Genomic DNA, 13,086 nt, shown 5'->3' on the forward strand with positions numbered 1-13,086 from the left:
CCCCCATCTTGCAATGTTAGATTCCCTTAGTAACTACTATTTAGCTGCTGATAAAAATCATTGATTTCTTTTGTTATTTCTTCGCCGCCCATTTTTTCCCAATCTTGAACGAAATCATCAAAAGTTTCTATCGGACTTCCCAATATAATATTAATATAAGTATCAAGTTTTTTATGTTCTAAAATCGTTTTCCTTTCTCCCATTGAATCTGATAATATACCTACATATTTATCTAGTAGAATTTGTTCATTTTCTATATATTCGTTTAATACCGAAAAAGCGCCGTCACTTCCATATGTTAACGCCCAGCCCCATCCATTAAAATCATTTTGAGAATGATAGCTATCCATTTTTTCATAAATTGCTTTAGCTTCACCCTTCAAATTAGATATTTGGTTATTCGCTACAGCATTATCAATTTGTAAATATGCGTCGAGATTTTTTAGTGGAGGAAATGGAGTAACAGGTGATAATTGCCAAACAGGATAAGGAGTACTGTAATAATTTTCATACTCAGCACTTTCTCCCCAATTCATCTCCAAATGTAAGTTAATCATTTTCATAATTGCTTCTGGATGTTCATATCCCTTTCTAACTACCCAATACTCATTCATTTTTCTTTGTATAGGGACTCTTGCCAACTTATCTTCCTCATTTGTAACAATGGGAAAGACTCCCCATTCAGCTTTGTTGTTATTTTTTACACTGTCTGCGACAAGAAATGATGCCCATTGTTCTCCATATAGAAGACCGATTGTACCGTCTTTTATTTGCTCACTCACTTGATTTCCATCTTTGAACATAAATTCTTCATCAATTTCTCCAGATTGATACATAGTTTGTAAAGCTAAAAGAGCATCCTTAACCTCTGATTGGATCCCACCATATACCAATTTCCCCTCTTCATTTTCTAGCCATAGATTAGGATAAGAATTAAACCCAGCCATAAAACCGCTCAGTCCCATAGCAGGATCCCAAATATACTGAGTTACTGCTAGACCGTACGTATCATCTACGCCATTTTGATCAGGATCTTCAAATGTAAACGCTTTCGATATTTCCAGTAAATCATCCATTGTTTCCGGTGGTGACATCCCTAACTGTTCCAACCAATCTGTTCGAATCCAAATATATTGAACGGCTTCAACAGACGATTCAAGGACAGGGATTCCCATCAATTTTTGGTCCATTCTCACTACTTCAAAAGGATCTATTCCCTCTTGATACATCACTTCTTTTGTAAATGGGGTCATATAAGTCTCATACACATCATTTAAATCTTGAATTAACCCTGCGTTCGCTAATTCTCGTAGTTGCTGAGTATTTACCTTCATGACATCCGGGAAATTTCTTGAGACAATATCTACTCCCAATTTTTGATGATAGAGATTATCTTCAGCAATCCAATTATATTGAATATTTATTCCTAACGTATCCTTATATAATCTCGTCCACCGATTATCACTTAACGTATCACCGGGAAATTCCTTTAATAAATTGGTTAAATTCTTACTTGTATTTCTTACTAAATTGAGGTCAATAGTTGATTCGTATTTACTAAGTCCAGAATGTTGATAACCACTGTCTATTCCATCAATCATAACTGGAGAATTCTCCTTGTCATCAACTATTTCAGTATTTTGACACCCTTGTACAAAGGGAAAGCAAACAAACAATGCAAACCAAAAGAAAATAGGACATTGATTCATTTTATACAAGCTATTCACCTCATCATTAATACTATAAAATTAACTATTTTAATTATAATGTATAATGTTCATTTTTTTATATAAAAAAGGTGATGAACATTCAATCACCTTTTAAACATACTTTACAGTTTTTCATAACGAAAATAGTTAAAATCAACAAAACCACCTATATCCTTAGAGGCATAATTAAATAAACCGATTCGACACCCCATAAAATGGTCGAGTGTATAACGCAATTGATGAGTTTCTCCTATTGAAATCCAGTTGATTTCATCCTCCGAATAATAACATTTAACTGTATCTTGATTGTTAACAAAATGAAAGTCCATTCTTAAATAAATGAGCTCTTTATCAAAGGGAAGAGACTCCACTTCGTCCTCATAACCATTTTCTCCTCTTTTACCCATCACAATCGTAAAGCCTTCGGACTCTTTAGTAATAGCAACTGTGGCGTAATAATGCTGTAGTGCTACTAATCCAGCTCGATCTCCTACCTTCATATTTTTAAAATGCAGAGAAGTCGTTACTTTACATGCTGGTCCTTCTGTACGCTGTGTTAGTGTATTTTTTGCGAATTCAACACTTGGGGATAAATAGCCTGTCCTTAATCGCAAACAACCCGGTTTTTCAGTAAGTGACCATAGCCGTGGGTCAGGATTATGATTCCATTGCCATTGTAGAGCTAATTTATTTTCAAGATAGTTAAAATCATCTGCTACCACTATTGGTTTATTTTCACTATCTGGAAAACTCGCCAAAAAGGATAAAGGAGCTTTACCACTTCTGTCAAGAACCGGCCAATTATTTGACCATGTTAAAGGCAGTAAAATCGGAACTCTGCCAACGGCACCATGATCTTGGAAAAGTAAGGAAAACCATTCTCCTTCTAAAGTATCAACAATTCCTCCCTGTGCAACTCCTTGGTTCAAATAACCTAGGTCATCATCTAGAATGATTTTAGATTCATAGGGTCCAAATAAATTTTTGGATCGATAGCATACTTGCCTTCTTCTTTTATTTCCAAATTGAGGCCATTCAATAAAAAATAAATAGTAAAAGCCATTTAGCTTATAAGCATGACACCCCTCACACCGAAGTCCGATTCCGTCTGTTTCAGTTTCAAACAAAACTTCATTAATTCCATCTTCTTTATGTGAAGAAGCATCCTTCGTTAATTCAGCAATCATAATTTTTCCATTTCCATAAATGACATAGGTTCTATCTTCATCAAAAAGGAGAGAAGGATCATGGTGTAGCCCCTGCAATACATGCCTTTCCCATGAGCCACCTTCAATATCCTCTGTTTGATAAATATAAAATTGTTGGGTATCATTGCTTGAAAAACATACATAATAGGTTCCTTCATGATAACGCAAGCTTGTTGCCCACGCTCCGCGCCCATAAATATCTTTGCCATTTAATAGTTCGTGATGTTCATTGGTCTCAAATGTATTAAATACATAGCTACAAATCTCCCAGTCCCGAAGATTAATAGATTTCATAATCGGACAGCCCGGCATTGAATGCATACTCGTACTCGTCATATAGTAAGTATCATGAACACGAATTATACAAGGATCAGGGACATCTGCCCAAATGATAGGATTTTGAATTAAAATTTGACTCATTAAGAGTAACCTCCGCTAATCTCCTTTTAGTTTAACTTTAACAGCTCATGATAAGATTGTTTAGGTTTATGGAATTGATCAAATAGAAATGGCCAATTCTTCCTTCCTCTAACTGGAAAGTTGTCGAGCCAGGTATAATCATCGGCAACTCCCCAAAAAGTTACAGAAGTAATATGTTTTCGATATTCTTTTAGTAACGAAAAAATCTCTTTATATCTTATAGCCTGTAATTCTAGCATTTCTTTAGTGGGTGCTTGCAAATCGGTCCGCTTATCTTCATGTAAAAACATCGATACGTCCAATTCTGTAATATGAAGTTGCAACCCTAAGCTTGCATATTTTTCAATTCCCTCCTTCATTAAATCAATCGAAGGATATTCTAAATTCCAATGGCCCTGTAGACCAATACCATCAATTGGTACTCCTTTATCTATCATCGATTTCATTAATTGATAAATTTTATCTCTTTTTTCAGGAACAAATTCATTATAATCATTATAAAATAATAGTGCATTCGGATCAGCTGCTCTTGCATACGTAAAAGCTTTTTCTATAAAGTCATCTCCTATAATATCACGCCATTTCGAATCCCTTAGGAATTGACCATCGCTATCAGAAATGGCTTCATTTACCACATCCCAAGCATAAATTTTCCCATAATAGCGATTTAACACAGTGTCTATATGAGCCTTCATTCTCGATAATAGAGCTTCACGCTCCAATTCACTTCCATCAGACTGCTCGAACATCCATGGAGGTGTTTGATTATGCCATACTAATGTGTGACCTCTCATTTGGAGCTTATGATTATTGGCAAATTCAATTAGCTTATCAGCCTCTTCAAAGCTATATTGATTTTCTAATGGATGAACTCGTTCAAATTTCATTTCATTTTCTGCTGTAATACTATTAAAATGCTGAACGATTAACTCTTTTTGTGAATCAATTGTTTTAGGCGTAACTGCCGCCCCTATTAAAAAATCATCCTTAAATAATGATTTAAGCTCCTTTAATTTTCTAGTCATCCTCATTCACCTCAAATTTATTTTGGATTTTATATAGAACTATTAAGAATTCTCTCTTCGTCTGTTCATTCTTCATCCCGTACTATATTTACAACTGACCAAAATGCTGGTTTTGGTTGATGGTTGAAATCAAATAGTAGAGGAGCATTAGTCCGCTCTACTGGAAAGCTGTGCAACCAAGTATGATCATCGGCCATTCCCCAAAAAACAACTTCACTAATTTTATCTTGATTTTCAACAAACTCATGAAATAATGCTTCATATCGCTCTGCTTGTTTATTTAATATTTCCAGGGGAATTTCGTTTCCAAAATCTTGGTGGTCATCCCATGCGTAAATACTCATATCTAGTTCTGTGATAATATTGTCTAAACCTAGTTCATTAAACTTATTAATTGATTCCATAATAGAAGCGATTGTTGGTCCATGAATGTCAATATGTGTTTGATGTCCAATTCCATCAATAGGTACTCCTTTTTCTAATAACTCACTTACTAAATCATAGATTATATTTCTTTTTTTAGGATGATCCGTTCCATAGTCATTTAAATATAGCTTAATGTCCGGCCCACCAGCTTCTCTTGCAGCATAGAAAGCGGTCTCAATATATTCCGTCCCTGTTATCTGATACCACTCGCTCGCTCTCATGCCATCCTCGTCCTGTGGCTCTACAACCTCATTCACTACATCCCATGATGAGATATCATCTTTATACCTTTCTACGATGGTTGTTACATGTGTTTTTAACCTTTCTAGTAATAATTGTTTATTCTGCTCCCTTTTTTCAGCGTTTTCTTCATCTATCATTGGATACCCATCTTCATCCTTAAAAAACCAATCCCCAACCTGGCTATGCCAAACTAACGTATGAAACCGAACCTCCATGTTATGCTCCTTAGCAAATTCTATGATTCGATCTGTTGGTTCCCAATTAAAATTCCCTTCAGTTGGCTGTATAGCATCTGGTTTCATGACATTTTCAGCCACTAACATATTTACATGCTTGATTAAAAGCTCTGAAGTTTCATTAGAAATTTGATGAGGTTCAATCGCTGCTCCTATCGGAAAATAGTCATAAAAGGTCTCTGATAATGACGGAATAGTAAGGTCGCTATTGGCTTCCAATTCTTGCTCGTCTTTTTCACTTTCATCTTCATTAATAGAGGTTTGTTTAACATTTTTCACATCTTCGTTTATAGAAGGTGTCTGACAGCCCCCAAGAATCATAAGGATAAAGATTAGCAGTACATAACGATACATGTTTAATGAAACCATTTTTCTCACAGAAATCCTCCCCTCTAAAGGATTTAATCGATTTTTGACACCCTACTCTTAACCTACTATTCCCGTACGCTCTACACTTTGCACAAAATATCTTTGAACAAAAAGATAAATGATAATTAAAGGCATTATGGCTAAAAGTATCCCTGTATCTTGAACCATGCTTAAATAGAAAGGATCCGCTTGTGCAGCGTCACCACTATCTAGAAACATCGCCAAATTATATGGTAGCGAAGATAATTGAGTAGACATAACATTACTTGAAGTTAAATAGGTTGTCGTATAAAAGCTATCATTCCATTGCCATACAAAAGAAAATAAAACAACCGTTACTATCGCAGGGAATGCATTAGGTAGCATTATTCTAAAGAAAGTAGTACCGACTCCTGCTCCATCAATATAGGCAGCTTCTTCTATTGCCTTTGGTATGCCTCTAAAAAATTGCGTAAAAATGAAAATATACAACCCCGATTTCAATGAGTTCGCTGTGATGGAAGTCAGAATAAAGGGCCAATATGAATCTAGCAAATTAATGGTATCTCCAGTTAGTAAAGGAATAATACCTAACATACTAAATTCTCTTAAATTCATAAACATCGGTATAAGAATTGTTGTGGGTGGCACCAAAATAGTAAGAATAACTCCCGCAAAAAGAATTTTACTCCCTTTAAATTTTAATCTAGCAAAAGCATAACCTGCTAATGCACATGAAGCTGTTGTCAAAATAGTGGTCATTCCTGAAAGTGCAAAGGTATTTAATAACGTTTCCCAATAATTCATTATAGCAATAGCATCACGAAAATTATCTAGTGTTAAGTTCTGCGGGATCCATACAACAATTGGTGAATATAAGTCACTTTTATGCTTAATTGCTGTTGAAACCTTCTGAAGAATTGGATATAGGATTACGAACGATAATCCAGCTATCAATACAAAACGCACAAAGTTCCACGTCCAACGCTTCAAATTTTCAAATGTAAATAAACGAGCTAGCGGCAAAGCACTCACTCCTTCTAAATGAGTATAGTTTGAAGCTTTTATTATTCTTGATAAAACACTTTCTTTGAGATTAAATAAGTACTTATGGTTAAAATGAGCATAATCGATACAAAATATAGCCAAGCCATCGCTGAGCTTAAACCAAAGTTAAAGCTATCAAATCCTGTTGACATAATGAGTTCTGTTACAGGACTTCGCGAAAACGAATCAATAATCGTATAAATTAAATTAACGAGTATCAATGGACTTACCATCGGTAGAGTGATTTTCCAAAATGCCTCATACCCCGTTGCTCCTTCAATTTTTGAAGCTTCATACAATTGTGGAGATATGGTTTGAATGCCTGCTAGAAATATTAAAATTTGCACTCCTGATTGACTAACGATTTCATAGATTCTCTCAACTGCACCTGTCAAATAGAGCACAATATATTCATTCATCCCAGCCCTTAGCATTAGCCTTTGCAATTCAAAGGCCCCTAAAGCATTAGCTAGTCCTCCAGAGTTTGCATTTTGCTGATTAATTTCTTGTACTAAACTAGTTGATTCTAGACTCAAAATTACGCCAGATGCTAGAATAACGGGTAAGAAAAAAATAGAACGAGCTAAGCTTCGACCAAAAAATTTTTGATTTAATAACACAGCAATAAACAAGCTGAATATTATAATTAAAGGGACATTTATGACAATGTTCATTATAGATTCGATTAATTGTCTATTAAAATTCGTATTAACGGTTAGCGCCTCTATAAAATTTGAAAAACCTATAAACGTAACCTTAATCCCTTCTGCACTTGCCTCTATATTACTAAAGCTGTATTGAAGAGAGGTTAATAATGGTACTAGAAAAAAGAATACGAAGCCTAGTAGCCAAGGAGTAACAAAAAGGATTCCCCAGAACACCTTTTGTCCTTCATATGTCCGAAACGTTGCGCCAAATCTTTTTAGGGTACTCATTGTACTCCACCACCTGTTATATAGCTCTCAGCTTCTATTGTTTTTCCATCAATAGTTACAGCAAAATCATTGTAGTTAACCATTACATATAATCCGTTACTATACTCTGTCTGATAAACGTTTTCTTCAAGCTTTTGGTGAGCTGTTATTGGTTCATAAGCTACTTGCTTTAAAACATCATTAACTTGATGATATAGCTCAGTTCCCTTTTCCAACCACTGTTCGTAATTCACCGCATACAAATGATTAAACCTTGTATCTTTCAAGCTCTCATTATCTTCAAAGGTCCATTTAAAATGAACATTCGCCCCATATTCCAAAGCTTTAAGTACATAAGCTTTATCACTTAAATTGGTTGAAAGATTGTAAGGTGTACCTGTATATTCGATAAACCCTCTTACGACCATTTGAAAGAATGGTATACTTTCATCCTGTAGTTTAAATCCACTGCTATCCATTGGCATATTCACAATATCCGATAGATAAGGAAACGCATAAGAATTTCCACCTACTGCCAACAAATCTAAATCTTCTTCATAAATACTATTGAGTGCATTTATTGAAATTCTTTCTGAATCAACACGATCTACTTGCTCATTTCTTCTGAAGTCACTATTTAATGTATCCGCCAAGTCTCGTAGCGAAATACCAGTTGCTTCTAGTTTAAGAAAATCAGCTAACATTTCTTCTGTATAAGATTCGACTAAACTAGGTGATAAAACATACGAAGGTTTCTGTGTCCGATCACGAGCATTTAATGCTAAATTTAAAGGATAAACCGTTGCAGGTATATCCGTTAATGTTCTAGCCGCTTGCTTCCTTTCACTAAAACCAGAATCTGAATGCACATTTAGTAATGCCATCTCCGGATAAAATGCAATGTTATGCTCCTGAGTATATTGAAGTAGCTTCTCAAACCCTTGCTTTCCTCCAATACCTCTATCTACTTTTATTGAATTAGGTAGCTTATGATTAACACCACTGTTAAACCAGCCACTGTAGCTTAATTTTATATTTTCTATCTCATTTTCTTTCATCTGACTCATAATAGAGGTTGCTTGTTCAAAGGTCGTCAAAGGCTCTAATGCTTCATAAGGGATACCAACCATATGTTGACGTTTAGATATATTTCCAACTAATTCTAAATAAAAAGGTAAATCATCATGCTGATTATCTTCATTTATAGCTGTAAGCTGATTTTGATTTACAAGATAATCCTGATAATAACGAGCCATACCTTGATAGGAAGCTTCCTCACCAGTTAAGAAAACATAGCGAACAGAAAAGTCTGTATTCATTGGGTCTTCTTGAAATCTCGGAAGTGTTCTTTCTTGTTGGTTCGCTTGTAGTGTGACATCTCCTTTACTAATCACTGTAAAGGTAGGAAATACATAATTATAATTATTTACTCTTCCACTGACATCGGCACTAATCGTTGCTACAGATGCTCCTTCTTCAATAATTCCTAACACCGCATCACCATCGTCTTTTATTAAACCAAAAACAGGCAATCGCACCGTTTCTTCCTCTCTATCTTCATCTCTAGTTAAAGTGGACATATCGGTTCCATAAACAGATTGTTGATAAGCAGAGTATTTAGTTTTTCCGTTGTTAAAATTAATTAATGCACCTGAACCATCTGGTACAAAGATCGATCCAGTTTCTTCTGTTCCTTGTGCCCCAAAAAATCTCATCATAGAAACTCTACTTACCGGATAATCAGGTGAATATTGAATACTAGAAACCGGGACTCTCACTAGAAGACTATCTTCGTCCAACGTATATTCTATTGCTGCTAAAAAGACTCTCCCTGATTCATTTTCTTGTGTGAAATTTAATTCAGCCATGTCTTGCTGTAAATCTTCGTCTGTATATCCTGCTTCTTCAAAAGCCGTAAAAGCTCTTTCTAATTGCATACCATTCAGAGCACTATCATTTCGTTCATAAATCCCGGTGCTGCTATTCTCTGTATATGCGATCATTAAAGCTCTTTGACCTGTATTATCTAATTGGCTCGAAAGCTCTTCAAATCTTTCTTGGCTAAGCATTAAAGGTAAATCAGCAGCCGATCTTTCCGCTTTACCGAATTGATATAATACTCTCACACCATCAGGTATTTCTTCTATTTGATACTGCTCATGTACAATACTGTCTGAATATGAGTTAATGACGCTTCCTTGACCAAAATTATTATAGAAATGAAGCTGTATTTGTGAGGATAATAAATCCGAATTAACCCCAGATGCTATACTATCTTGTTCACGATCTGGTGGATTACTATACCAGATTTCACCACTATCCTTATTGTGAACAGCTATATTACCTGTTGCTTCATCTACAAACAATTGAAGCTGCTCATTTTCGACCATGCCTTTCATTTCATCTAATCGACTATCCATAAAGGAAGCTTGTAATGGTTGATTATGCGAAACCTCTATCTCTGATAGGTCACTTCCATTCGATTCTATTAAAGTAGTGTCTGAGCACCCTGCAAGTACGAAACAAATCAATATGAATGGAAGTAGTCGTACAGAATTTTTTCTAATCATTACAATTAACACTCCTTCCATTAGTACCTAAAAACAATTTCTTGGTAGATAACGCTTATAAAAGCTACAATTTGCTGAATTAAACTAAAGAAGAGCAAGCATAAAAATGCCATGAAAAAGATAGCGATTACCGTTAAAAATATCGTTAGTACTGTTTTAGAAGGTGTGAATTGATGCACAGTCATATTGCCAATAAACAGTAAAAACAAGAACCAAATGATAGCAATGCTTTGCGAGAAATAAAAAAATGTAGCTTCTTGTAAAGAAATAAAATTACTTAACCAAATCCACGGAAAGTTAATAATGATTAATGGTGTTAATGAAAAACATGTAGATATAAATATCTCTACGAATTTGCCCTCTCCATCCATTAAGGTTGTTAACGACCAGTTAGCGACACACCAAAATAATATTGGAATTAAAACATATATTACTTCTAGTAAACTATTCATTTCTTCTGGATTGTATAAATTAACAACGAATCCACTATACTGACTGCTTAAAACGTTTGTCATAATAAGTAAAAACAGTATGACAAATGAAATAATTAAGTTAGTTCGAACGCTTCTTTCATATTTTAAATCCCAAAATCCTTCAAATGGATGTACGGTTAAATGCAAAGGGTATTTAACATGTTGATTATTCAATAGAAACACCCCTCTTTTTTAATCGTCTTTTTCTGAAAATAGAGAAAATAGTAAGCCCTCCAATAGTGACGATTGCTACAGTCATCACAGTAGAAAAATGCTCTCGTAACGTTTGATTCCGGTGTAATTGGTAAGCTTTAGAATAATTAGCTCTGTCCATGCTTTGGATGAAATGGTCAATCGCTCCCTCAAACTCGTCTTGCCTTAGCAAAGCTTTCCCAATACCGGTATAAGCAAACTCTAAATTAACATTCATATTAACTGCCTCTGCAAATAACTGATGAGCCCTTTCCTCATTACCTGTTTCATAGCTTTTGACTGCTTCATTTAATATTTGACCATATTCGGTCGTTGAAAAGATGGTTACCTCACCTAAAGCTCTATCAAGTACTAAAAATTGATCAGCATTTCTTTCAATAGCTATAGGTGTATGAAACTGTCCTACTTTATTTCCTATAGAACCAAATACATACATGAGATGACCATCACCATTATAGGTGAAAATTCTACCTCTTCTTGCATCTAAAACAGAGTATATTTCGTGGTCAGCCACACTAATATCTATCATTCGAGAAGGACCAGCACTTTGTGTATAACGAATATCTCCTCTAGGGCTAAAATATCCTTCCCTCCGTAAAATATCATCTCCTCTTGCATTTAATTTTTTAATCATATCATCCGAATTATCGGCACTCGTTGCATAAATAAAGCCTTTCTCATCAATATCTAAACTTGTGAATTCTGTTGGTACATACATGACCATCTGACTTCTTTGTTCCCGTGTGGCGAATCTTTTCCAAAGATATTCGATCGGATCCACCCTTACTCTATTTGCACCAATAAAGGTCGTAAAATCTCCTTCAATACTAAATTCCATAAACCCATCAAAGACTCCATCAGCCATTACAAATACTCTTTCTGCATAATCCACTACGACCTTAACCGGCAAAAAGGTAAAGGAATCATTTAATAATTCAGATTCAGGCTCATCAATCATTTTTACAACATGATACGTTTCGTCAAAATGGATCACACGATTATTCCCCGTATCAGCTACAAAAATGTGACCGTCATCATTTACAAAAATTCCTTGTGGATTTGAGAAATTCTGAGTAACTCCATCTAATTGAAAGGCATCCATCACTTCAACAAGATTATAATGTTCGTCTAAATGAATGATTCGATTATTACCAGAATCTAAAATAAATACTTGACCGTCCCTAGTTATATGCAAATCGTTAGGCTCATTAAGAGCTCCAACTCCCAAACTCTCACCGTCTATCAAATTAATGGCTTCATATGCAGCTGGCGCGGGAACTGACTCCTCCCAAAACGAATAGTTATAGGAAGGTGGATTTTGTGCATGGGTAGTCTCTCCCATACTTATCCATAAGACCATGACGGTAAGAAGAGAAATTATAACGTTCTGTAATCGATTCAAAATGAAATACATCTCCCTTCTACTTAATCTTTCATCCCAGAAGTCGACATAGTCTGAATAACTTTACTTTGGGAAACGATAAACAATGTAATAGGTACAATCATTAAAATTAAAGCAACCGCGGCTCCAACACCTGCTCTTGCAATTCCGCCTAAAGTAATTTGCTCTAAAGCATAATTTAACGTTTTTAATTCTTCACTATAAACAAAATCCCCACCATTTGTTCCCCATAGAACAGGAAATTGCAAAATTAATAAGGTAAGCCATGCTGGCCTAACATTTGGCATGACAATCGTCCAGAATATTCGATATTCACTTGCTCCATCTATTTTTGCCGCTTCAAGCATTGAGTCTGGAAGCTGTTCCATAAATTGCTTCATAATAAACAACCCTAACGGAAAAGCCAAAGCAGGAATAATTAAGGAAGCATGTGTATCAATCCAACCGAGTAACGACATCACCATGTAGTTCGGTATTGCCGTTACATGTGGTGAAAACATAAGAGATAAAACCACAATAGAAAAGATCATTTTAGAGCCAGGAAATTTATATTTTGCTAATGGATAAGCTGCCATTGAAGCTAAAATAATATGTCCAACTGTTCCTAGTAAGGTAATTATGATTGTATTAGCAAAATACCTTGATAGAGGAACCCAAGAATCTCCCATCACCGCTACTAAATCAAAGAAATTATCTAATGTTGGATTTCTCACAAAAAATCTCGGTGGAAAAATAAATAATTCATCTAATGGCTTGAAGGCATTATTAATGGCATAAACTAATGGAATAGCCATAAATACACCAAAAATAGCAAGTAGCATAAAAAGCATAATAGTAACAGGTAGGGAACGA

Annotated in this window: 10 protein-coding genes; all 10 read right to left on the bottom strand. The window is 35.1% G+C overall.

Translation table 11 applies throughout. From position 1 onward, the window contains the following. Window positions 1-26 precede the first annotated feature (26 nt). The gene (locus AZF04_RS17780; protein ID WP_235600032.1) at window positions 27-1,709 is read right to left on the bottom strand and encodes an extracellular solute-binding protein; all 1,683 of its coding nucleotides are present in this window, start codon (window positions 1,707-1,709) and stop codon (window positions 27-29) included. A gap of 122 nt (window positions 1,710-1,831) precedes the next feature. Continuing rightward, a complete protein-coding gene (locus tag AZF04_RS17785; protein ID WP_061949926.1) occupies window positions 1,832-3,337 on the bottom strand; it encodes a glycoside hydrolase family 43 protein in 1,506 nt (501 codons plus the stop codon). 26 nt (window positions 3,338-3,363) lie between these two features. Beyond that, window positions 3,364-4,362, bottom strand: coding sequence for an endo-1,4-beta-xylanase (locus AZF04_RS17790; protein ID WP_412459217.1), 999 nt, complete (start codon window positions 4,360-4,362; stop codon window positions 3,364-3,366). Window positions 4,363-4,427: 65 nt separating this feature from the next. Then, complete coding sequence (locus tag AZF04_RS17795; RefSeq protein ID WP_061950022.1) at window positions 4,428-5,636, bottom strand: endo-1,4-beta-xylanase; 1,209 nt, start codon at window positions 5,634-5,636, stop codon at window positions 4,428-4,430. A gap of 57 nt (window positions 5,637-5,693) precedes the next feature. Further along, window positions 5,694-6,641, bottom strand: coding sequence for a carbohydrate ABC transporter permease (locus AZF04_RS17800; RefSeq protein ID WP_045487914.1), 948 nt, complete (start codon window positions 6,639-6,641; stop codon window positions 5,694-5,696). A 41-nt stretch (window positions 6,642-6,682) separates the two neighbouring features. Continuing rightward, window positions 6,683-7,597 (bottom strand): carbohydrate ABC transporter permease, encoded by a 915-nt coding sequence (locus AZF04_RS17805; RefSeq protein ID WP_045487923.1) that lies wholly within the window; start codon window positions 7,595-7,597, stop codon window positions 6,683-6,685. Beyond that, on the bottom strand, window positions 7,594-10,146 hold the full coding sequence (locus AZF04_RS17810) for a DUF5696 domain-containing protein (protein WP_061949928.1): 2,553 nt from the start codon (window positions 10,144-10,146) through the stop codon (window positions 7,594-7,596). The genes AZF04_RS17805 and AZF04_RS17810 overlap by 4 nt, the downstream gene beginning before the upstream one ends. A gap of 20 nt (window positions 10,147-10,166) precedes the next feature. Then, on the bottom strand, window positions 10,167-10,793 hold the full coding sequence (locus tag AZF04_RS17815) for a YIP1 family protein (protein ID WP_045487927.1): 627 nt from the start codon (window positions 10,791-10,793) through the stop codon (window positions 10,167-10,169). Further along, a complete protein-coding gene (locus AZF04_RS17820) occupies window positions 10,786-12,234 on the bottom strand; it encodes an NHL repeat-containing protein (protein WP_235600022.1) in 1,449 nt (482 codons plus the stop codon). Before AZF04_RS17820 ends, AZF04_RS17815 begins: the two co-directional genes overlap by 8 nt. Before the next feature lie 23 nt (window positions 12,235-12,257). Beyond that, window positions 12,258-13,064, bottom strand: a complete 807-nt coding sequence (locus AZF04_RS17825; protein ID WP_082795250.1) for a carbohydrate ABC transporter permease — start codon at window positions 13,062-13,064, stop codon at window positions 12,258-12,260. Window positions 13,065-13,086: the final 22 nt, after the last annotated feature.

Source organism: Alkalihalobacillus trypoxylicola (assembly GCF_001590785.1).
Taxonomy (GTDB): Bacteria; Bacillota; Bacilli; order Bacillales; family Bacillaceae_D; genus Alkalihalobacillus; species Alkalihalobacillus trypoxylicola.

Bases quoted from the DNA above. Each gene is read 5' to 3' on its own strand.
- AZF04_RS17780 (WP_235600032.1), bottom strand. From the start codon at position 1,709: ATGAATCAATGTCCTATTTTCTTTTGGTTTGCATTGTTTGTTTGCTTT.
- AZF04_RS17785 (WP_061949926.1), bottom strand. From the start codon at position 3,337: ATGAGTCAAATTTTAATTCAAAATCCTATCATTTGGGCAGATGTCCCT.
- AZF04_RS17790 (WP_412459217.1), bottom strand. From the start codon at position 4,362: ATGACTAGAAAATTAAAGGAGCTTAAATCATTATTTAAGGATGATTTT.
- AZF04_RS17795 (WP_061950022.1), bottom strand. From the start codon at position 5,636: ATGGTTTCATTAAACATGTATCGTTATGTACTGCTAATCTTTATCCTT.
- AZF04_RS17805 (WP_045487923.1), bottom strand. From the start codon at position 7,597: ATGAGTACCCTAAAAAGATTTGGCGCAACGTTTCGGACATATGAAGGA.
- AZF04_RS17810 (WP_061949928.1), bottom strand. From the start codon at position 10,146: ATGATTAGAAAAAATTCTGTACGACTACTTCCATTCATATTGATTTGT.
- AZF04_RS17825 (WP_082795250.1), bottom strand. From the start codon at position 13,064: ATGCTTTTTATGCTACTTGCTATTTTTGGTGTATTTATGGCTATTCCA.